This window comes from Roseofilum acuticapitatum BLCC-M154 (assembly GCF_030068475.1).
Taxonomy (GTDB): domain Bacteria; phylum Cyanobacteriota; class Cyanobacteriia; order Cyanobacteriales; family Desertifilaceae; genus Roseofilum; species Roseofilum acuticapitatum.
On record NZ_JAQOSP010000105.1, the window covers coordinates 1 to 22,438 of the forward strand.

Annotated in this window: 21 protein-coding genes; 7 read left to right on the top strand and 14 right to left on the bottom strand. The window is 48.0% G+C overall.

Translation table 11 applies throughout. The features are described 5' to 3' along the window. Window positions 1-462: 462 nt before the first annotated feature. Window positions 463-2,664 (bottom strand): phosphoketolase family protein, encoded by a 2,202-nt coding sequence (locus tag PMG71_RS16460; RefSeq protein ID WP_283754795.1) that lies wholly within the window; start codon window positions 2,662-2,664, stop codon window positions 463-465. Between the two features lie 270 nt (window positions 2,665-2,934). Between PMG71_RS16460 and PMG71_RS16465 the strand changes: the two genes are divergently transcribed. Further along, on the top strand, window positions 2,935-4,110 hold the full coding sequence (locus tag PMG71_RS16465) for an iron-containing alcohol dehydrogenase (protein ID WP_283754796.1): 1,176 nt from the start codon (window positions 2,935-2,937) through the stop codon (window positions 4,108-4,110). 174 nt (window positions 4,111-4,284) lie between these two features. Continuing rightward, window positions 4,285-4,566 (top strand): Mo-dependent nitrogenase C-terminal domain-containing protein, encoded by a 282-nt coding sequence (locus PMG71_RS16470; protein ID WP_347179315.1) that lies wholly within the window; start codon window positions 4,285-4,287, stop codon window positions 4,564-4,566. Window positions 4,567-4,638: 72 nt separating this feature from the next. Here PMG71_RS16470 and PMG71_RS16475 read toward each other — a convergent pair whose 3' ends face one another. Next, a complete protein-coding gene (locus PMG71_RS16475) occupies window positions 4,639-5,037 on the bottom strand; it encodes a type II toxin-antitoxin system VapC family toxin (protein WP_283754798.1) in 399 nt (132 codons plus the stop codon). Continuing rightward, window positions 5,025-5,243, bottom strand: a complete 219-nt coding sequence (locus PMG71_RS16480; RefSeq protein ID WP_283754799.1) for a hypothetical protein — start codon at window positions 5,241-5,243, stop codon at window positions 5,025-5,027. Before PMG71_RS16480 ends, PMG71_RS16475 begins: the two co-directional genes overlap by 13 nt. A gap of 118 nt (window positions 5,244-5,361) precedes the next feature. Between PMG71_RS16480 and PMG71_RS16485 the strand changes: the two genes are divergently transcribed. Both PMG71_RS16485 and psbO read left to right on the top strand, forming a co-directional pair. After that, the gene (locus tag PMG71_RS16485) at window positions 5,362-6,693 is read left to right on the top strand and encodes a four-carbon acid sugar kinase family protein (protein WP_283754800.1); all 1,332 of its coding nucleotides are present in this window, start codon (window positions 5,362-5,364) and stop codon (window positions 6,691-6,693) included. Between the two features lie 152 nt (window positions 6,694-6,845). Continuing rightward, complete coding sequence (psbO, locus tag PMG71_RS16490) at window positions 6,846-7,673, top strand: photosystem II manganese-stabilizing polypeptide (protein WP_347179316.1); 828 nt, start codon at window positions 6,846-6,848, stop codon at window positions 7,671-7,673. Between the two features lie 239 nt (window positions 7,674-7,912). Here psbO and cobD read toward each other — a convergent pair whose 3' ends face one another. From cobD to PMG71_RS16530, 8 genes are all read right to left on the bottom strand, one after another. Continuing rightward, window positions 7,913-8,968, bottom strand: coding sequence for a threonine-phosphate decarboxylase CobD (gene cobD, locus PMG71_RS16495; protein ID WP_283754802.1), 1,056 nt, complete (start codon window positions 8,966-8,968; stop codon window positions 7,913-7,915). Window positions 8,969-8,998: 30 nt separating this feature from the next. Further along, window positions 8,999-9,283, bottom strand: coding sequence for an HU family DNA-binding protein (locus tag PMG71_RS16500; protein ID WP_283754803.1), 285 nt, complete (start codon window positions 9,281-9,283; stop codon window positions 8,999-9,001). Between the two features lie 227 nt (window positions 9,284-9,510). After that, window positions 9,511-11,781, bottom strand: a complete 2,271-nt coding sequence (locus tag PMG71_RS16505) for a calcium-binding protein (RefSeq protein ID WP_283754804.1) — start codon at window positions 11,779-11,781, stop codon at window positions 9,511-9,513. Window positions 11,782-11,923: 142 nt separating this feature from the next. Next, complete coding sequence (locus tag PMG71_RS16510) at window positions 11,924-12,250, bottom strand: 2Fe-2S iron-sulfur cluster-binding protein (protein WP_283754805.1); 327 nt, start codon at window positions 12,248-12,250, stop codon at window positions 11,924-11,926. A 235-nt stretch (window positions 12,251-12,485) separates the two neighbouring features. Beyond that, entirely contained in the window at window positions 12,486-12,776 is a 291-nt protein-coding gene (locus PMG71_RS16515) for a 2Fe-2S iron-sulfur cluster-binding protein (RefSeq protein WP_283754806.1), read from the bottom strand. Window positions 12,777-13,029: 253 nt separating this feature from the next. Further along, on the bottom strand, window positions 13,030-14,571 hold the full coding sequence (trpE, locus tag PMG71_RS16520; RefSeq protein ID WP_283754807.1) for an anthranilate synthase component I: 1,542 nt from the start codon (window positions 14,569-14,571) through the stop codon (window positions 13,030-13,032). Between the two features lie 115 nt (window positions 14,572-14,686). Next, window positions 14,687-14,911: a hypothetical protein gene (locus PMG71_RS16525; RefSeq protein WP_283754808.1), complete on the bottom strand. Its 225-nt coding sequence runs from the start codon at window positions 14,909-14,911 to the stop codon at window positions 14,687-14,689. Between the two features lie 137 nt (window positions 14,912-15,048). After that, entirely contained in the window at window positions 15,049-15,792 is a 744-nt protein-coding gene (locus PMG71_RS16530; protein ID WP_283754809.1) for a DUF3120 domain-containing protein, read from the bottom strand. A 185-nt stretch (window positions 15,793-15,977) separates the two neighbouring features. On the opposite strand from PMG71_RS16530, the gene PMG71_RS16535 reads away from it, so the two are divergent. After that, a complete protein-coding gene (locus tag PMG71_RS16535; protein WP_283754810.1) occupies window positions 15,978-16,925 on the top strand; it encodes an undecaprenyl-diphosphate phosphatase in 948 nt (315 codons plus the stop codon). A 3-nt stretch (window positions 16,926-16,928) separates the two neighbouring features. Further along, a complete protein-coding gene (locus PMG71_RS16540; RefSeq protein WP_283754811.1) occupies window positions 16,929-18,263 on the top strand; it encodes a TIGR03279 family radical SAM protein in 1,335 nt (444 codons plus the stop codon). A 237-nt stretch (window positions 18,264-18,500) separates the two neighbouring features. Here the strand turns inward: PMG71_RS16540 and PMG71_RS16545 are convergent, their stop codons facing one another. Next, window positions 18,501-19,463, bottom strand: coding sequence for an aldo/keto reductase (locus tag PMG71_RS16545; protein ID WP_283754812.1), 963 nt, complete (start codon window positions 19,461-19,463; stop codon window positions 18,501-18,503). Between the two features lie 244 nt (window positions 19,464-19,707). On the opposite strand from PMG71_RS16545, the gene PMG71_RS16550 reads away from it, so the two are divergent. Beyond that, window positions 19,708-20,346, top strand: a complete 639-nt coding sequence (locus PMG71_RS16550; RefSeq protein ID WP_283754813.1) for a transaldolase family protein — start codon at window positions 19,708-19,710, stop codon at window positions 20,344-20,346. Window positions 20,347-20,355: 9 nt separating this feature from the next. Here the strand turns inward: PMG71_RS16550 and PMG71_RS16555 are convergent, their stop codons facing one another. Together PMG71_RS16555 and PMG71_RS23980 are read right to left on the bottom strand one after the other, a co-directional pair. Further along, entirely contained in the window at window positions 20,356-21,534 is a 1,179-nt protein-coding gene (locus tag PMG71_RS16555; protein ID WP_283754814.1) for a SpoIID/LytB domain-containing protein, read from the bottom strand. 172 nt (window positions 21,535-21,706) lie between these two features. After that, a complete protein-coding gene (locus PMG71_RS23980; RefSeq protein ID WP_347179313.1) occupies window positions 21,707-22,420 on the bottom strand; it encodes a rubrerythrin family protein in 714 nt (237 codons plus the stop codon). Window positions 22,421-22,438: the final 18 nt, after the last annotated feature.

Sequence of the window (22,438 nt, forward strand, 5' to 3'; positions counted from 1 at the left end):
CAGCGCAAAGCGCTGTATCGGTGGACAGTAGGAAAAGATCCCCCCTTGCCCCCCTTAAAAAGGGGGGAATAGGAAAGTCCCCCTTTTTAAGGGGGATTTAGGGGGATCAAGATGTCCCACATAACAGCGAAAACTGCTGTAAACCCAGAAACCGGGTTTCTGAATCGTTGCCCAGGCTCCCTAGTTTCAAGAGAGGAGTGGGAGCGTCTCGCTCCCTGGTTTCTCTAGCGAGCAAGTCTCGCTCCCTGGTTTCTTTAGCGAGCAAGTCTCGCTCCCTGGTTTCTCTAGCGAGCAAGTCTCGCTCCCTGGTTTCTCTAGCGAGCAAGATGCTCGCACTCCTAATATTGCACTATATGGCGCTACGCATTCAAGTTAGGACAACTTGAGGCTTTTTAAGGGGGACTTTTACTGCACAACCTTTCGAGAGTCCCAATCAACCCAGAAACCCCATTTCTTGCCCTTCTAACGGCCTAACAATTCTTCGGCTCGCTTGGCCAAGTTTTCCGCACTCAAACCGTTATAGGCCATAATCTCGCCCGCACTAGCAGCCGTTTCTCCCCGTTTCCAGGCAAAAACATCCCGCTTACAGGTACTGCGTAACATAACCGGTTCGAGCAGGGCACTGGCTCCTCCACTGATACCAATCAAGGCATCCCCACCCAATAAGGACTCAAATCCCGCATCATCTAAGAAATGGCTATCTTTTTCCGTGCAAGTTTCCCAAGCCACATCAGTCGGACGATATAACCGTCGGGGATTAATCACAGAAACAATACGCACGCCAATGCCCTCATCTTCCAATTCTAGAGCAGCTTCAAACGTGGGAATTAAGGGCATATCGCCAATTACGGCAAAGACAACTTTCTGTTTGCCTTCCGTTTCATGGAGAATAATGCCCCCATCTTGCAGAGCTTGGCGGGTTTGGTCGAGGGTGGTGCGAACCGGTAAAGGCGATTTACTAGCCGTAATCGTAACACCCTTATTTCTTGTGCCTAATGCCCACTCATAACAAGCTTGAATACTATTGGCATCGCAGGGGAAGAGGGGGAAAACATTACCATTTCGCATCATGGCAGCAAAATAGTTTTCGATTTCTGGCCGTTGGTGCGTCCAACCGTTGCGTCCTTGCTCCAATGCTCCAGCCGTAAATAGGGTGATGGTGGAAGGGGTGGGACGGCGCAATTCTGCCATCGCTTGGGTGACGGTTTGCCAAATGGGCAGGCCGTTGATGGCAAAGGATTCGTAGGAACACCAGAGGGTACGCGCTCCAAAGAGGGCAAGTGCTGCGGCTAACCCGGCACAGGCATCTTCACTTAGGGGTTCATAGACTTGCCCTTGGGGCCCTTGGAAGTAGTCTTCATCAGGAGTCGGGTGGAGAATTTTTAGACCGATGTTAACGTTATTAATTCCAGATGCCGCATTACCATCGGCGTTGGTGAGCAGGAAGTTGGGGTCAGTTTTGCCCACATGAACGATTAACTCACCCATGGCAGTGGTGGCTACTTTTTTGTCGCCTTTGACGGGGTATTCGGTGAGGGGAAGTTGGCCGAGTTCGGGTAGGGGGAGTTCTTTTTCGGTGACGACATGGTGAGAAGCGGGGCCTCCAGCAGAGCGCTCAAAGTTGGTGCGGACGAGTTGCCAGGCTTCGGGGGTGAGGGCCCGTTCTTGGAGGGCACTCACGATGTAGTCTTTTTCGGTGCTGTCTCCGGGATAGAGGTTGTGGGATTTTGCGCCTCGTTTGTGGACTCCTGCGCCTTTGAGTTGTTTGACGATGAGGACGGTGAGTTTGCCGCCTAGGGCAGATTGGGCGGCTTGGTGGGTGGCTTCGAGGATTTCTTGGACGAATTGAAGCCGGTTTTTGAAGGAGAATTGGGTGCTGTCTACATAGTCTCCGGGTTGGTTGGTGTCGTCGAAGTCTTTGGCGTTGACGAGGATGACTTCTTCAAAGCCGTTACCTTCCCAGTATTGGATCATTTCTTCGTTGGTTTTGGTGGAGACCATGCTGTGGTGTTCCTGGGAGTAGCCGTTCCAGACGAGGATGGGGAGGAAGTTGGTGATGTCGGGGAAGGCGGTGTGGAAGTGGCCGAAGCTGCTCATGATGTAGGGTTCGCCGAGTCCACCGTCGCCGATGGTGACGGGGAAGAGGATGCCGGGGTGGAGTTTGGCTCCGGCCATGGCGAAGTGTTGTCCTTGACCGAGGGGGCCGGCGGGGTTGAGGAGTCCGGGGATTTGCCCGGAGAGGTGGCCGAGGAGTCCGTGCATTTCCCGGAAGCGTTCGCGCATGTTTTGTACGGTTTCGATGCCCATGTCTTCGAGGGAGCGGTCGAGGAACATATTGCTGTAGAAGCCGGGGGCGTGGTGACCGACTTCGGTGAGGATATTTTTGTGACCGAGCATGACGAGAGCGGCGATCGCATCGGCAATGCTGGCAAATCCACCGGGGTGTCCGGATTGTTTGGAGGCGGTGATTTGCAGGGTGAGATATCGCAGGGCATCGGCGGCGAGGAGGGTTTGGTAGGCGGCCCGCTCGTCACTGGGGGCGCTAATGGCGGTTTGTCCGGCTTCAATGGCGGGTTGACTTCCGTAGGTGTCAAATTCTGGCAGGGTGTCCGCAAAACATTGGATTCCTTGACAAAAAGATGGGATTGTGGTAGTGGCGGTCATCAGTAAAAAAATCCTCTGGTGTGGTTGGAGATCGTTAAATAAATCTTACAATGTTGCCGGACACTCTATTGGGGAGAGTCTATTGGTTAATTACCGGGTAACCTATTTATAAAAGTTTATAGATCTAGAGTTTTCCATAGAAAAATACTGAAAAAAGAAGAGTTCTTCTCCCATGGAGTCAGAGTAAGAACCCTTGCTAAAATTGTATTTCACAAGGTGGGTCACCCTCGGATTGACCTGATTGCCCCCTAGAACTGAGAACCCCTGTTAATGAAAGCCTTTAGTTTTTCCAAGGTTCCCCCGATTTATTTTGGTGCTGGCCAAGTTCGACAATTATCTCGTTTAATTGCCCAATTTCAGGGTCGGAGGGTACTGCTGATTACGGGGGCACAGTCTTTAGAAGCCTCTGGTAAGCTAGAACAGATTAAGACGGATTTAAGCGAGTTTGGCCGGGTATATCATACGATTTGCGATCGCGAACCGACGGATGCTCTGATTGATGGCATTTGTGCCGAGAGCCGCGACCATTCTATTGATGTGGTGGTTAGTATTGGGGGAGGCAGCGTCATTGATGCGGGAAAGGCGATCGCCTGTAATATGCCACCAGAGTCTGGGGCGATCGATCGCATCCAAAGTCTAGTGACCAACCCTCAACTGACTCACTCCAAAATCCCCTTGATTGCCATTCCCACTACCGCCGGTGCAGGAAATGAAGTCACCCCGAAAATGGCGATCGACCGGGTAGGAGTTTTAGGAACCAAAGCCTTTTTCTCCCATCCCCAATTTACCCCAGATGCCGTAATTCTAGACCCAGAACTGCTGATTTCTTGCCCCTCCGAACTCACTGCCGCCTGTGGGTTAGTCACCTTATCCCATTTAATGGAAGCTCAGTTTGCCCTACATACCTCGGTCTTAACCGAAGCTATTATTTGGAGCGGCTTAGAAGCTCTCAAAGATAATTTACTCCTGGCCTGTGCAGTGGGAGCCACTAGCCAAGCCGTACGGGGAAAAATGGCCTATGCCTCCTGTGCCTCTGGTATTGGTCAAGCCAATAGCTCTATCGGACTGTTGCAAGGACTCGCTCTCACCCTGAGTAGTTTTTGCCCCATTCCCTATCGGGTTGCTTGTAGCACCTTAGCCGGTTCTGCTCTCCGGGTGAGTATCAGAGCTTTGCGTACCCGTTATGCCCAAAATCCGATTCTGCTGAAAATTGCTAAGGTTGGGGAGCTTTTTGATGGCCGCACTCAGCAAAGCCCCAACTATTATTGTGATGCCTTGGTCAATATTGTAGAGGCATGGGTACAAATTTTACCGATACCTCGTCTCGGTGAATATGGAATTAAGCCTAAAGATCTGCCTCCGGTTGTAGAAAAAACCCTGGATTATTGTCCCGATGTGGATCTCCATCGGGATGAGATCTACGCCATCTTACAGGATAGATTGTAGGGCTATGGGCGATCGCGGGTAATGGGTAAGCTCACCTTATGAGAGATAAAAAAATATTATATTTCAAAAGACTTGCAATCCAATCAGCTTATGCATACACTAAAAGTATGAAAGCAATAGGAGCAATAACTAATGTTCAACTTCCTCTTTACCCAACGCCCTGCTAACCCTGAAATGCAAGGAAACGATAACCCCATCAAACGGTACTTACAACCTTTACGGCAATGGCTCAATCGCTTTGAAATTCGTGACGAAAGCATGGCTCATTTCCTCTGTCGTATGATTCCCGTTCAATGTCCTTTTGCCCGCGATCTTTATTTGTTTGGTCGCAAAATTGGCCATATTCCCCCCTTGTGCAAGTTAAATCCCCTGTATGAAGAAGTGGTTGCTTTGCGATTCCGCGCTCTGTGTTATTTGGCTGATGAATGTGGACAAGATATTCGCATTTATTGTTAAGCGCACCGCGCTGGTAATCGGTAAAACACACTCTCTCCCAAAGGTATAGATCGCCGTACTTTCCTCAGTTGCTTACATCAGCAAATCCCTTAGCTCTGGATATCGTCGAATCGAGCCATCAATTGTAGCTAATTGTGCTTGGTATTCTATTGCTGTAGCTATAATAATTCTGTCAAACGGATCTCGATGAATGGGTGATAGCTGCACTGCACGAGAAGCAATCTTTGGAGTCAGAGGAAAAAGAGAAATTCCGGAGGGATCTAACGCTTCTTGCAACCAAAGATCGAGAGTATAGGGCAATGATAAGCGTCCGCGTTGTCCTGCTAAAGCTACTTCGTAGCAAGAGACTGAAGCTATACCGACTAAACTTGCTGTTGAGATGATGTCTACCCAAGCAGTAGGAAACCGTTCCCATTGGAGATTAACAAACCAGATCCAGATGTGGGTATCTAAGAGAATTATTTCAGGCATTCCCAATCGTTTTCATCCACAATAGGACTGACCAAATCTCCTGTAATTTTAGCTTTGCCTGCAATTAAGGGTGAAGGTTGGCGGCGTTGTCCAGTAGAGGTGGGAAACTCTTCTAGAATAGAAATGGCAATGCGAGCTGAATGAATGGGGGGTTTTTGGGTCAACCACACAATCTTACCATTTTGATATAAGGCTTCGTATTGCATAAGTTTCCCTCTAAATTGACTGCCTAGAGATATTATAACTTCCAGACCAATAGAAGTGTAACATGGGCAGGGGACAGAGTTTGGTATAATTTGACGAGTTATTGCTCGACCCAAACCCATGAGTACCCAACCGAAAATAATTGTTCTTGACGACGATCCTACCGGATCGCAAACGGTGCATAGTTGTTTGTTGCTGATGCAGTGGGATGTGGAAACCCTGCGGTTTGGCTTAACGGATGATTCGCCGATTGTGTTTATTTTGACGAATACGAGGGCGCTGACTCCGGAGGAAGCGCGGCAGGTGACGGTGGAGGTGTGCCAAAATTTGAAGCAGGCGATCGCCGCAGAAAAGATCGAAAATTTCTTAGTCGTCAGTCGCTCAGACTCTACGCTCCGGGGCCATTATCCCATTGAAACGGATGCGATCGCCGCCGAACTCGGCCCCTTTGATGGCCATTTTCTCATCCCCGCCTTCTTTGAAGGGGGACGGATCACCCGCGATAGTATCCATTATCTGATGGTGGACGGCACGCCTACCCCCGTCCATGAAACGGAATTTGCCAAAGATTCTGTTTTTGGCTACTCCCACTCCTATCTTCCCGATTATGTCGCCCAAAAAACCCAAGGTCAAATTATCCGCGATCGCGTCCAACGGTTTCTCCTCGAAGATATTCGCGAAGGCAGCTTTGACCGTCTCATGACCCTCACCGATAATCAATGTGGGGTCGTAGACGCAGAACACCAAGTTGACCTAGACTGGTTTGCCGGTGACCTATTGCGAGCCAGTTCCCATGGTAAACGCTTCCTCCTCCGCAGTGCTGCCAGCATTCTCACCTCCCTAGCCCAACTGCCCCAGCAACCGGTAATGGCCGAACATATGAATCAATATGTGCGCGAAGGCAAACCCGGCGTAATTTTAGTCGGCTCCCATGTGAAAAAAACCACCGAACAACTCACCGAACTCCTAAAAGAGCCAGAAATTAAGGGTATAGAAGTCGATGTCAGTCATTTACTCAAAAATGACCCTAACAGCCAAGAAAACCTCATCCAGAGCATTTTAAGCCAGGTTCAGGACATCCACAGCCAAGGGCAAACCCCCGTGATTTACACCTCGCGCCAAGAACTCACCTTTCCCACCATTCAAGCGCGACTCGACTTTGGGAAACAGGTGTCGCAAGTGCTAATGACGGTGGTTCAGAACCTCCCCGAAGATATGGGCTATTTAATTAGCAAAGGCGGAATAACCTCCAACGATGTTCTCAGTCAGGGGTTAAAATTGCGATCGGCTCGTCTACTTGGCCAAATTCTCCCCGGATGCTCCCTGGTGCGTACCCCCATCGATCATCCTCGATTCCCCAACCTACCCGTAGTTCTCTTTCCCGGAAATGTCGGCGATCGCCACGGGTTAGCCACTGTCTATCAACGATTAAACCAGTCATCTGCTCACTGAACCCCCTGAACGGGATCTTAGCCGTACCATTTTATGAAATTATGGTTAAAAGAGTTTTGGCGATCCCCGATCCTGAGCCATCTATCCTCAGTTGGGGAGCAGCAGAACTCCGTTGGAGGAAAACACATTTGGTCAACGCTAACCACTCAACTATGAAATACCGCGCTTTTATTTCTGTCATTCTAGCCTTGTGTTTGAGTCTGATTACCGCCTGTAGTGAAGGCCCAGCCGTAGGCAGCGACTACACCTATGATGATATTAGAAACACAGGTTTAGCTAATAACTGTCCCCAATTGGAAGAAACCGCTAGAGGTTCTATTCCCCTAGATTCGAGCAAGAGCTACATCTTGACCGATCTATGCTTGCAACCGAACGACTATTTCGTGAAAGAAGAAGCCACCAGCAAGCGCAAAGAAGCTGAGTTTGTACCCGGTAAAGTCCTTACCCGTAAAACCTCCAGCCTCACTCAAGTCTATGGAGACCTCACCTTTACCTCAGATAAAGCTCTGACTTTTGCAGAAAAAGGTGGAATTGATTTCCAAAATATTACGGTTCTCTTACCCGGAGGCGAAGAAGTTCCCTTCTTCTTCACTATCAAAAGTCTACTTGCCCAAACTGAACCCGGTGCAGATAGCATCAATACTTCAACCGATTTTGAAGGTAAATTCCGCGTTCCCTCCTATCGGGGAGCAACCTTCCTCGATCCTAAAGGGAGAGGGGTAGCCACCGGTTATGATAATGCTGTTGCTTTACCTTCTAGTGCAGATGATGAAGATTTGACCCTGGCTAATGTGAAACGGGTTCAAGTTGGTGAAGGAGAAATTTCTTTACAAGTTACTAAAGTTGACCCCAGCACGGGAGAATTTGGGGGAATTTTTGTCAGTGTCCAACCTTCGGATAATGATTTAGGAGCCAAAGAGCCTGTAGATGTGAAAATTAAAGGCGTTTTCTACGGTCGCGTGGAAGAAGATTTGAGCTAATTTGATTGCAATTAAATCATCAGTAGGGGCAACAGTGGTTTGTCCCTATTTTTTTGGCAGGCACTATGGCTTACAGCGCTTTGCGCTGTGATGGGGGGATGGGGGAATGGGGGGATGGGGGAATGGGAGCGCAAACAACAGACTCAATCTAGCTTTGAGCAAGCGGACATGAATGAACTATTCTAGCGATCTTTAAAAGCTGCCATTCATGTACCTTATAAAGTGTGAAAACTGCTGTATTAACGATCGCCGAGGGCATCTAGTAATGTTTGATTCTCACTTTGGGAACGAACCGCTATACGGAAATAGCGATCGCCCAATTCAGGAAAACTCAGGCAGTCTCGGATCAGGATCTGGTATTCTTTTAATAACCACTCCTGTAGCTCGGTCACCGACCCATCTGTTTTCACCAATAAGAAATTAGCTGCTCCTGGGTAAGGATCAAACCCCGGCAGCGATCGCAACCCTTGCCAAAGATGGTCGCGGGTGGGGGGTAACCACTGCCAAGTTTGCCGTTGAAAATCATAATCCTGGATGGCTGCTATCCCAGCCACTTCCGCCAGGATATTCACCGGCCAAGGATCGCGCCAAGTTTGCCACTGCTCAATTAAGGTGGGAGCGGCGATCGCATAACCCAGACGCAAACCGGGCAAACTATAAAACTTAGTGAGCGATCGCACCACCACCAGATGGGGATAATCTGGGATCAGGGGGATTAAACTTTGGTCTTCTGAGGGGTCTAGAAAGTCCATGAAGGCTTCATCAATAACCACAAACTCAAATCGATCCAAAATTCGGACAATCTCCTCCTGTCGCCATAATTTGCCCGTCGGATTATGGGGATTATTCAGCAATAAGCCCGATCCAGGATTACAGGAATCGGGAAAAGGAGAAGCTAACTTAGACAGATCTAGAGGATAGGCTTGAATCGGAACCCCAAAGGCTTGTAGCGCTCGTTGATAGTCTCGAAATGCTGGAGTCATCAGATATACACAGCTACACTCTCGAAACTGACGAGCGATCCAAGTCAGTAATTCTGCGGCCCCATTCCCCGGCCAGACAAACTCTGGGGGAAGTTGATGAAACCACCCCAGATGTTTCCGTAACTCGGAGTACCGGGGATCTGGGTACAGAGTAATCCGATTCAAATGGGTATTAATGGCGGCGATCGCCGATTGTGGAGGGCCTAACGGATTGATACTAGCGGAAAAATCCAGCAGGCGATCGGGTGAACAGCCTGCAATTGAGGCTGCCCAAACCAAATTTCCGCCATGAACCGGACGCTTCCAAGACACTGGCTTGACTGATATCAACCGGTAGCTCTCTTAGTCTTTCGGGGGAGCCACTTTTTCCTTAAACAGCTTACCCGCCGAAAACGCAGGAACCTTAGTCGCCGGGATTTCCATCTTATCTCCCGTTTTCGGATTCCGTCCTTCCCGCGCTTTCCGCTCCCGCGACTCAAACGAGCCAAAGCCAACCAAGGTCACTTTATCGCCCTCAGAAACCGCTTCCATAATCGCTTCGAGTGCCGCACTTAAAACCGCATCTGCCTGTTTCTTGGTCACCGCAGCCTTTTCAGCCACCGCATCCACCAACTCACCTTTATTCATGTTGAATCTCCTTTTAAGGTTAAACTGCTGAAACTCCCATTAATTCAGAGTTTCACTGGATTATTCTAATCTCTGTCATCCCAATATGGATCGGCCAAACCTTTAATTTCTATGGATTTCAGGATTTTTTTCAGAAATTGAGCCGAAACTGTATCACAGGATACTATTTTTGGGCAATGAGGGGACATGGATAAGAAAGATTCTCCATTACCTATGACCCAATTTCGTTAATACACAAAAATATTGAGATTGCTAAAGCTACCCACCGAAGGACGACCCGGAGCAGTCAGAACAGCTAAGGGAGTGATACCGCCAGCGGCCGAGCCATTGGCATCAAAGAACAAGTTACCTTGGGAATCGTAAATAAAGCGGATCTGGCCTCCATTTTGAGCATTCTGATAAGCAGTCGGAGGAGTAGCTGGATTAAATGTTCCATTAAACTCGAATAACTGTTCTTCAGATAATGGTCCGGCCGTTAGACCTCCACCGAATCCCTGAGAATTCACTAGAATTCTACTGTTATCACCAAAGCCTTGGATAGTATCTATACCTTCAGTGGGGGAATTATTGGTGTACACATAATAATCTTGACCCGATACCCCATTGAGGGTGTCTGCCCCTAGTCCTCCAAAGAACAAGTCGCTAGAGCTACTACCTCGGAAAATCTCTGATGCGTTTGTACCCGAGACTAAACTACCGGTAATGGCAGTCGTAACAGCATCTGAAGTGAGTCGGGCAATACCCGATTCCGTATTACCAAGAGGAAGAGTAGGCGAAAAGCGCAAGGTTGTATTTCGAGCAATACTCAAGCTGGTTTCATTGTATTGACGAGGAATAACGATAATCGTATCTTGACCCGATACAGTGGTTGTGGGGGCGCTATCATCTTGACCATTGCTGAGGATGGGATCGGTGATGGCTGCGCCCACGGTGGTATAGACATTAATTGTTGATTCATCAGAAGTTCTACCCCCGGTATTCGTGGAGCGTACCACCAAGCCAAAGGGGCCATTGCCACCGGGAGCGCTTTGGAGAGTGATATTTCCACTGGCATCGACAGTAAAGTTAGTGGTCGAGGCCCCTCCGGTAACGCGGGAGATTTCATAGGATTGAATCCCAGAATTATCGGAGGATTGAATTTGTCCAATTATCGTTCCGGGTTGGGTCGCATCAATCCCCGGATCGTTACTGACGGCAATGACTTCTCCCCCGACTAACTGAGGTGCAGTGGGGGCTTGGGTGCTGGGAGTTGGAGTCGGGGTTGGCGTTGGAGTCGGCGTTGGCGTTGGGGTGGGTGTGGGGCTTGGAGTCTCAGTTGGCAGTTCGACGGTAACAAAATCTGTTTCGTTAATGAGGGCTGCGTTGACATTCTGCAAGACCATTAAATAATCGCCGAGTACGGGGCCGGTTTGTCCACCCGCAATAATCTGACGGATAATGACATTACTGGCATTGGCTCCCGTTCCTTGGGTAATGAATAGATCGGCAAAAGTGAGTCCACCTCCTAAGCCGATTTTATCTTCCTTATTTCCTTCCAGGTCAACAAAGAAGTCGGCCACAATGTCTGCACCAGCGAGCTGAAAATCACCGGAGTTGGCATCAATTGCAAAAATATCTCGTCCCGCACCACCGAGCATGAAATCAGCGCCTGTACCGCCAAAGAGAAAATCATTACCTGGTGCATTAATGTCTAAATCTCCAGCTAAGATATCATTACCAGCATTACCTTGTAGGGTATCATTACCGCGATCGCCAGAAAGGAAATCATTCCCATCTCCCCCTTCCATCTGATCCTCATTTTGTCCCCCAAACAGGGAATCATCCCCCGGATTACCCAGCAGAGTATCATTTTCCGTACCCCCAGAAATAAAATCTGCCCCATTACCACCGAGAAGACTATCAAAGCCAGCTTCTCCGGCAATCACATCATCATCATCATCGCCAAAAATAATATCCCCATCATTCCCTCCAAAGAGAAAATCAATCCCTTGACCCCCTCGGATGCTTTCAAAGCCATCTCCACCTTCAATCGTATCGTTACCTAAATCTCCGAATAGACTATCATTCCCTTCACTACCGACCAGATAATCATTATCTTGGCCGCCATAAATAAGATCGTTGCCTCCATTCCCATCAATGGCATCTACACCCGTTCCTCCGAAGAGCAAGTCATTAAACGACCCTCCAGAAATCTGATCGTTACCCGGCCCTCCCAGGATTAAATCAATGCCATCTCCTCCCGCTAGGAAATCATTTCCAAAGTCCCCTGAGATTTCATCGGACTCTGTACGACCAAAAATAGTATCGCTTCCTTGGCCACCAAATAGGCTATCCTTACCCGGCCCACCATCGATCAGATCGTTATCCTGATGACCCAAAATCAGATCATTAAACCCCAATCCGTTTAGGGTATCATTGCCTTGAAAACCTAAGATGATATCGCCTTGGTCTGTTCCGTTGAGTGGATCTGGGCCGGGGGTTCCGTTAATTGTTGGCATGGTTAAGCCTCCTCACGACTGAATGATATAGATGTAAGACCTTCATCCCATTAAAGCTTACCTTAGCTAACTTGAGATTGATCTCAGGTGAAGAGACACCACGTTTGTGGAGGTGAGGAGTTAACCCAAAGGATAATAAGAGTTAATAGAGTTCTTCTTCTTGACCCGTAATAATAGTACAGTCAGCCTTAGCATAAGCCACGCAGGTGAGGACATAACCCGCTTCTATTTGCTCATCCGTTAAAAAGGACTGGTCAGTTTGATCGATAAAATCTTCGGGATACTTTTTCTCTGGTAATACCAATTTACCGGCACAGGTTGAACAAGCTCCCGCTTGACAGGAATAAGGAAGATCGACCCCTTGATCCTCTGCTGCGACTAGAATGTATTCATCTTCAGGAACTTCAATCGTTTCATCGAGTTCTTCTTCTTCGTTGATCAATCGGACGCTGTAGGTTTTCTTCGCCATTTTCCTGCTTCCACGATTAAGGGCCAAATGAACTTTTGGGGATTTGAGTTAAGGGTATTATAGATTAAGCTAAAGCTAAGGATTTATTAACCCCAAATTTGCACTTTATGAAGACAACTCAATTTCCTTTAATTCAAAAGGGAATACAGTTTATCTAATTATGTAAAACAACGACATCTGTAGGGGAAAACGGGTGTTCCCCCCTACAATTATGTCTCACTGTTAAGCGAATCGACTATAGATCGTCTTCTTTATGGGTTTCAATCGTGCAATCGGATTTAGGTTTAGCAATACAGGTGAGAACCCAACCTTCTCCAATTTGATCGTCATCAAGGAAGGACTGATCTTCTTGGTCAACACTACCAGAGACAACTTTACCTGCACAGGTAGAGCAAGCACCGGCACGGCAGGAGTAAGGCAGGTCTAAGCCTTGTTCTTCGGCGATATCTAGAATGATTTCGCTGTCAGGGCACTCTATTACTTTTTCTCCATCTGGGGTTATTAAGGTAACTTTGTATGTAGCCATGGTGTTACTCCTCAGAGATTGTTTAAATGAGTATAAGCTTGATTAATACAAACAGTAGATGCTTTATCAGCTCAACTGTTTGTAATATTGCTTGTCTTCCTTCTTGATATTACGTGATTTTGGACAAATTGCAACCCTAATTTAATCAACAATTTGAATCAGATCGGTGATTTGATTTTCTAATTGCTTATACTTCACCGTTGGCATCCGTATCTAAGATAACTGTTGTTGGGGTTCAGATTATGGGCAAGTTTTAGGGATGTAAGCACTGAATAGCTTGTAATAATCCTTTTGCTTTGTTCAGGGTTTCCTGGTATTCACTTTCGGGAATGGAATCAGCAACTAGACCGGCTCCAGCTTGAACAGATACGGTTTTATCTTGTACGACCATGGTTCTAATGGTAATGGCGCTGTTGAGTTGTCCTTCAAAGTCGTAGTATCCATAGACACCTGAGTAGGGGCCGCGCCGATCGCCTTCCAGTTCGTGAATAATCTCCATGGCGCGAATTTTTGGGGCCCCACTGACGGTTCCGGCGGGAAAACAGGCTTTGAGTAAATCCCAGGCTGTAAAGTCGCTCCCCAGTTCCCCGACGACATTGCTAACGATGTGCATGACATGGGAATAGCGCTCGATCACCATCAGCTCATCGACTTTAACCGTTCCACTGGTACAGACTCGTCCCAAATCATTGCGCCCTAAATCGACTAACATCACATGCTCGGCAATTTCTTTGGGATCTTGTAAGAGTTCGGTGGCTAAGGCTTGGTCTTCTTCTGGAGTTGCGCCACGGGGACGGGTTCCGGCAATGGGTCGGACGGTGGCGAGGGTTTTGCCACTGGGGTCTTTTTCGGCTTTAACCATCACTTCTGGAGAAGAGCCGATCAGTTGCCAGGAGCCAAAGTTAAAGTAGGCCATGTAGGGTGAGGGGTTAATGAGTCTGAGGGAGCGATAGAGGTCAAAGGGTTTGCCTTTATAGGGGGTACTCAGACGCTGAGAGAGGACGACTTGAAAGATGTCGCCCGCGAGAATATAGTCCTGGGCGGCTTTGACGTTGGCACAGAAGGCTTCTGGGGTAATGTTGCTGGTGTAGGAGAGGGTGGAGTCTGGGTTAATGCGGTTGGGGGGGGTCCATTCGAGGGAGATGTGTTTGCGCGAGAGGGGTTTGTTAAGTTTTTTGACGAGAGATTGGATGCGATCGCAGCCTTTCTTATAAGCTTTTTTCAGTTTAGTCTTCGGATCGCTCACATCTACATAGGCGATCGCCCAAATCTTGCGCTTGACCTGATCGAAAATTAACAGGTGATCGACCTGCATCCAAATACCATCGGGCAGATCTGTCTTTTCCCCTTCATGAACCGGAACGGTTGGTTCGATCCAACGAATCAGTTCATAACCCCAAAACCCAAATAATCCCCCAATTCCGGGAGGCAATTGGGGCAATTTGACGGGATGATAGGGTTCTAAGCAGTTGGCTAAGTGCTTGAAGGGATCGCCTTGAAAGTCTTGTTGAGTCCCATCTCGGAAGGTTTGGGTGGTGCGATAATGCTCCGCATCGCTGTCGCGATCGCCTCTTGCTTCTAAGATCCATAGGGGATCGCATCCTAATAAACTGTAGCGACCGATTTTTTCACCCCCTTCGATCGACTCTAACAAAAAGCTGTAGGGGCGATCGGCACAAACCTTATACCAAGCGGAAACCGGGGTTTCTAAGTCAGCTACCCACTCCTGACACACGGGGATAAAGTTACCTTGTTGGGCAAGCTGTTTAAATTCGGAAAAATCGGGGTAAATCATGGATCGAGGGTAGATAGAACAGGGGTCGCCATGCAAATATAGTCCTGTTTATGCTCAAGATCAATGATATCGCGCTTTCCTCTGGTAATGGGTAATGGGTGATATTCCGATTGTTCTATTCTCCCTCTATAGCTGAGAGTTCGTCGGTCAGTTGCAAACGTCCCCGATGATAAAGATAGAGAAGGCGATTAATGGCATGTTGCTCTTCTTCGCTCAGGTTTTGCTCTAGAATAGCCGCCATTAGCCCATATCGGTCTGCTTGGGTTAGCTGGCCTTTAGTATAGGCTTGCACAATTACATCGCTGAGGGCACAGGGGAGGAGATTTAAAGAAAATTCCATGGCTCGATTTTGGAATTGCACCTGTAAGGGACTCTAAGATTATTCTGCTTAATTTTTCCCTATATTTCGGTGATGATGGGGCTAATCCGTTGTGATTTTGGTCACGATTATGACTAAGCGACCCTTTTGAATTGATATTAGGCGCAAACAGCAGCAACCCAGAAGAGTCCATCGACCACTAGGGTACTGAGGACTGCACCGCTAAAGGCCCACCATTGGATGGGTTGAGAGCGCAGGGGAATTAAGCCGAGCAGGAGCAGGAGCATGACTAGAACTCCGGCCCAAAATCCTCCCCAGGGGGTATAGATTTGGGCGATCGCCTCTTCAAAGACGGGGCGGACAAATTCGGGTTCGACTTGCATCAGTTGTCGCCAATGAGGGATCAGATCGACTAGGTAGAAGTAAATATCGGTGATTGCTGTGCCCAAGAGGGAACCGAGATAGAAGAAATGACCAATTAATCCCCAAGCATTCCCAGAGCGTCTACAGCGCAGCACTAGGTCGAGTAACACGAAGGGTAGGGCGATCGCCTCGATGGGCAAATGATAGAGCGGTTCCCACCTCAACCACCCCCAATAAATCGAACCGGCTAACCAACTCCAACTGAATCCTAAGCACAGATCTCCCCAAACTTGCCCCCAGGGGCGAGTCCTTAGCGCCCAACTTACCCCTATCCAGAATAGGGTCATTACAAAACTTAACTCTGGGAACAGTCTTACTAAGGGGGCTTGGAAGAATACGGGCACAATTACCAACCCCCCAGATGCCAGCCAGATTTGCCAATGTTGAGGGAGAGCCAACCCTTTCCACCATTCTTTTACAGGATTTGGGGCTGACTTGGATGTTGCGGAAGAGTAGGGGGGGAAGGTTTGATGAACCACAATTAAGTTTCGTTACTTAACTTTACATTGTTTAAGATATCAGATTTTTTAATTCTGTCCATTGGATCTGATATCCCCCCTGGGGGGATATGACTATGATAACCGATCGCCAGAGAAATGAAAGCCGTAAGCGATGACAGGCTGTTTTTAGCAATAATGGGACAGTTCTTCATCGATAGTTTCCAATGATCAAAAAAAGTGGCGATCGCCCCCTTCTGCTGCTGATGTTCCTATCCAGCCTACTTTTACCCACCCTCGTGCAAGCCCAAGAAGCCTCCAGCAGTATCTCAGGACAGATTAATGTATTTCAAGCCTTCATTTTAGGACTGGTACAGGGAATGACCGAATTTATCCCCATCAGCAGCACCGCGCACCTGAAAGTCGTTCCCGTCGCGCTCGGCTGGGGCGATCCAGGAGTCGCCTTTTCTGCCATTATTCAACTCGGTAGTATTGGCGCAGTTCTGTGGTACTTCTGGGGAGATTTGAGTCAACTTACCCTAGGAACCTTGGGAGCGCTCCAGAAAAAAGACTATCAGGCTAATAGTGTTCGCATGGTATCCGGGATAGCGATCGGAACCCTACCCATTGCCATTATTGGTTTAGGGATTAAAATACTTGTACCCAACTTCGACGAATCGCCCATTCGCAAACTCTCCTCGATTGCGATCGCCTCCATCGTCATGGCCATCCTACTCGGATTAGCCGAAAAATGGGGCGATCGCAAACGAGATTTCGATCGCCTGGGAATGAAAGACGGCATCCTCATGGGATGTGCCCAAGCCCTCGCCATTATCCCCGGCGTTTCCCGCTCCGGCTCCACCATCACCGCCGGATTATTCATGGGATTAGAACGCGCCACTGCCGCCCGCTTTTCCTTCCTCCTCGGCATTCCCGCCATCACCCTCGCCGGATTAGTCGAACTCGCCGGATTACTCGACGAAGGACTCAGTGGAGTGGGCTTATTTCCCCTAATTGTCGGCTTAATCTCCTCCGCCTTCTTCTCCTATGTCGCCATTGCCTGGCTGATCCGCTTCCTCCAAACTCGTAGCACCTGGCTTTTTATCTGGTATCGTCTTATTTTTGGCATCGTTATCCTAATCGCCATCAGCACCCAACTGATCCCAAATCGCTAAACCATGAGTACCATCCGTCCCGCTAAAATCTCCCAAGTTCTCCCCGACTCCATCGCCGCCGAGATTGGCTTTGAACCCGGTGATGCGATCGTCTCTATTAACGGCACAAATCCGCGAGACTTGATTGATTATCAGTTTTTGTGTGCCGATGAAATTCTCGATCTTGAAGTCATTGATATTAAAGGTAAAACCCATCAAATTGAAATTGAAAAAGACTACGATCAAGACCTAGGACTAGAATTTGAAACTGCCTTTTTTGATAGCTTAATTCAATGCAATAATCGCTGTCCCTTCTGCTTCATCGATCAACAGCCCCCCGGAAAACGGAAAAGCCTCTATCTCAAAGATGATGACTATCGCCTCAGTTTTCTCTACGGCAGTTATTTAACCTTAACCAATTTATCAGAGCGGGAATGGAGCCGCATCGAAGCCATGCGCCTCTCTCCCCTCTATGTTTCCGTTCATGCCACTGAACCAGAAATTAGAAGTAGACTCTTAAAAAATCACCGTGCTGGTGAAATCTTAAAACAGCTCGAATGGTTCCAAAAACGGCGCTTACAAATTCATGCTCAAGTCGTCGTTTGTCCGGGAATTAATGATGAAGAGCATTTAGAACAAACGATTTTAGATTTAGCCCAATTTCATCAAGGAGATGTTCCTACAGTCGCTTCAATTGCAGTAGTTCCTGTAGGCTTAACTCGGTTTCGCCCCACAGAAGATGAACTGATTCCGGTAACCGTGGAAAAGGCTAAAGAAGTGATTGCACAAGTGCAACGATTACAGGATAAATTTCAACAGGAAAAAGAGGCTACGGTCGTTTGGTTAGCTGATGAATGGTTCTTAATTGCTGGAGTTGATTTACCTCCAGAATCCCACTATCAAGATTATCCGCAGATTGGTAATGGGGTGGGATCGATTCGGTTATTTATTCGGGAGTTTGAAGAGAAGATCCAAGAAAGAACCATTTCTGAAGTTTCTCCCCATAGGACGTTATCTTGGGTGGTGGGAAATACGGTGGAGAAAGCCTTTACACCTCTGGTAGAGAAACTCAATCAGATATCAGGCTTGAGGATTGAGTTACAAGCCTTGAATAGCGACTATTGGGGACAAGAAATGACGGTTACGGGCTTGTTGACTGGGGAAGATTTACTGCATAAATTATCAGGAAAAGTGTTAGGGGATGAGATATTATTGCCGACGGTGATGTTAAAGCATGGTGAAACTTGTTTCTTAGACGATCTGACGGTAGAAGAGGTGGAAGAAAAGTTAGGTGTGCCGATTTTTCTGGTGGAAAATATTGATGCTTTGCTCGATAGGGCATTTTTAGATGAGATGTAAAGTTGATTCAATTAACAGTGAGACACCATAATCTATCTACAACGCCCGTATATGTAGGGGCGAACGGCCGTTCGCCCCTACAACCATGTCTCATTGCTATTTGAATTGACTATAAATGTAAAATGTCTTCGCTAATTTAGGGCTTTAGATTTTAGGGAGTGCGAGCATCTTGCTCGCTTATCACCTCTAGCAAGCAAGATGCTCGCAGTACTGCCTTTAGTTCCCGATTTAATGTATCTAAAAATCCCAGAGAACGGGGTGATATTGGATATGATCGGTAACCGTGGAGCCGATCGCCGAAATTTTCTCTAAGTCTTCCTCCGAGAGCTTGATTTCTGCGGCTTTGGCGTTATCTTGGACTTGCTGAATATTGCGAAAACCGGCGATCGCATGGGTGCGGGGCCCCGCCATTACCCAGGCTAGGGCAAGTTGTGCTAAAGTACACTCTTTTTCGGCGGCAATGGGGCGTAATTGTTCTAGGGCATTTTGTACCCGTTGGTAATGATCTCGATTGACAAAAAGCTTATTTTTCGCCCGATGATCGCCAGGGAGAAATTGATGATCGGGGCCAAATTTGCCCGTAAGGAGTCCTTGACAGAGGGGAGAATAGGCGAGAATTGACCAATTCTGCTCGATGCAATAGGTTTTAATTTCCCCTTCAATGGAGCGCCAAAAGAGGGAATAGGGCGGTTGTAAACTGTCAATGGGGCCATATTGCCGGGCTTCTTCCATCTGGTCTATGGAAAAATTAGATACACCGATCGCCCGAATTTTGCCCTGTTGCTTTAAGTCCACCATTGCCTGCATGGTTTCGGCGATCGGTACAATTTCGCTCCCCCAACTGCCAGAGGGCCAATGCAATTGATACAAGTCAATATAATCGGTTTGTAAGTTCTTCAAGGACTGCTCGCAGGCGGCGATCGCCGCATCATAGCGAAAATCACTCACCCATAACTTGGTAGCAAAAACCATGCGATCGCGCACATCCCGCAACGCTCTACCCACTAAACGCTCCGAATCTCCCTCACCATACTCAGATGCCGTATCTACGGTCGTTATTCCCGCCTCAAACCCCGCTCTGAGTCCTTGCATGAGTTCCTCCTCATCCGTACCAAACCACATGCTTTTATCCGCTTGCCAAGTGCCCATAATGATGGGGGTAATCTGAATATCCGTATTGCCTAAAGGGTAAGTTTGCATGGTTGTGTGTCTGTTTAGCGAGTATCTTGTAGGGGTGATATCAAGTCCGGATAAAGGGTGAAGAAGGGGGCCAGATGCCCGCACTCCTCTAATCCCTTAATATTGCTGGAGTGGGATCGTCTCGCTCCCTAAGTTTTTAATCATGGTATTTCCGCTTCGCGGACATGAACAATCGGACTTGATTGAAGGGCCAGAGAGCCTCCTAAATTAGCTCTAATTCTTATTGTGACTGACGATCAAACCTATGGCAATTTATCTCGATTCTGCGCTCATTTCTGAAGCCCAAACCGCGATTGAATGGGGATGGGTCAAAGGGATTACCACTAACCCCACTTTATTAGCTAAAAGTGACCTTTCGCCCCAAGAAACTTTAACTCAATTAGCGGCGATCGCACCTGAAGAGTTATTCTATCAACTCACCGCCCCTACCTATGAGGGCATGATCGCCGAAGGCAAACAAGCCTATGAGATTATCGGCGAAAAAACCGTGTTAAAAATCCCGGCAACGGCGATCGGATTTCAAGCCACAGCCTACTTATCGCGCCATATGGACTGTTCCGTGACTGCCATTTATAGTGCAGCCCAGGCGGCGATCGCCCAAGAAGCGGGAGCCAAATATGCGATCGCCTACGTCAACCGCGCCACCCGACTCCTAGGGGATGGACTCGCCCTCGTCCAATCCATGGCTCAAATCTTACAAGGCACTTCCACTCAAATTCTAGCCGCCAGTCTCAAATCTCCCGAAGAAGCAGCATCTGCTCTACAAGCTGGCGCAAATGTCATCACTGTACCCCTAAACCTTTTGCAACAAATGACCACCCATCCCCTATCAGAAAAGACCGTCTTGGAATTTAACCAAAACGGTCGAGGAATAGGAGGATAAAGATATTCCCTACTCAGCTACCCGCACCCTAGCCAAATAAGCATCCGTATAATAATGGCGGAGAATATCCTGATAGGTTGACCCTTGAGAAGCCATCGCATAGGCTCCATATTGGCTCAGTCCCAAACCATGGCCAAATCCCCGGCCTTGAACTTGGAAACTTCTCGCCCCTGTTGCCTTATCTCCCGTACTAGCCGGTTGAATTGTAAATAAGGTACTTCTCAACCCTAGTGCTTTTCTAAACTGGGCCCCAGTAACCACCTTTTCTCCCTGATCGCCAGTAATTTTTAGCGTCCGAACGCGACCTTGGGGGGTTTTTTCTTGAGGGACAATAGACACCACATTACCCACTCCTGCGGTTAACTCGCTGATATCGTCGAGAGTGAATACCTCTGTCCATTGATAAACAGGAGCTTGCTGATCGTAATCGGGTACAGCTCGCAGATAGGGACGAGCTTCTGACCAAATATCTTCCACATTCTCCGTATGACCGCCAGAGGAGGAATGAAAGACCGCTTCAATAATTGCGCCATTGTAGGCCAAAATTTGCCCTTGGGTGGCATCTACGGCTTGCTGAGTGCTGACATATTCATCTTGTACCCCACCATAGACCTGCCAGAAGGTATTATTCCCCACATCATAAATTTTATCGGCTGTCTTTTCCCGGTGATAAAGGGCATAGCTGCGAGCCGATACCGCCTGAGCTTTCAGAGCTTCCAGGGGCCAAGAGGGGATCATTTCGCCGCCGACTACACTGTAGAGATAGTGTTCAATATCGACATAATTAATGGCGGTAATTCCTTCATCTGTGGGTGTAATGAGTAGTCTACCTCGATACCAGCGATCGCCAATCCACACTAACCCACCATTTTCTGGCTCAATCCACAGTTGTCCCGCTCGCCACTGGGCTAAAGACACCCCATAATAATCAGACTGAGCCGTAAACCCATCCATGGGGTTTAACTCCCCAATCACCTGACCATTGGCATCTTTGACAATAGCGGCCGTAGAACTACCAATTTTGACTTGATCGGCATCTTCCTGAATGGCGACCCGCAATTCTACTTCCGCCGCACTTGCTAAAGAAGCCATCACCATCCAGAGCAGGGTGGTGAGCCACCAATGGGGTTTAAGGGGTTTCAATAGGGACTGAAAGGGAATGAAGAAAATACTGAACACAGAAGCCATAGAAAATCAATCCTGAGTGGGAGTCGTTAAAGAATCTGTACGTTATGGAAAATCTTAATAGACCTTAACAGATCGTCGGCTCTTATGAGTCAATTTCCGGGAAATTTCCACAGCCATTTTTGGGTAGCGATCCTCTAACGACTTTACCCACCCTAATGCTTAGATGAGGGTTCTATGCTGCGGCAGGCTCTTCATAGGGAATAAAGAGCTTTTTCTCTGCTCCACAGATGGGGCAATTCCAATCATCGGGAATGGCAGAAAAGGGGGTTCCGGGGGCAATTCCTGAGTCGGGATCGCCTTTGACGGGATCGTAGATCATGGAACATTGACGACAAATCCATTTTTGGGTGGCTTCATCATCGCTGGGCGCTTTTTTGGTGATGGTTTGACCGTCTAAGCTATGCATTGCATCCGTATATTGACGGGCATGATGCTGTTCAATGCTGGTGAGCAGGCCAAAATTGTGGGCGGCTTTACGGAAGATTTGGGCGTGTTCTTGGGATTCTTGGGTTTGCGCTTCAAATTCAGCCACGGCATCACTGTCGCGGTCTTCCCGTGCTGCTTCGGCAAACTCCGGATACATGGTGGTATATTCGTAGGTTTCCCCTTCGATGGCTAATTCTAAGCACCGGGAGGCGATCGCCTTTTTCTGCTCATCTGTCAAAGATGCAGGATCGTCAACCACCAGTTCAGGATGGATTAAGCGAAAATGGGCAAAGGCATGTTCAGTTTCCTGATTTGCCGTTTCTCTAAACAGTTTCGCCAGTTCTGACATTCCTAACTTTTTGGTCACTTCGGCGAAAAATAAATACTTACGGTTAGCCATGGATTCGCCACCGAAAGCAGCTTCGAGATTTTTAGCGGTGTTGTTATTGGATAAGTCCATCGTTTAATGTTGCTTTTT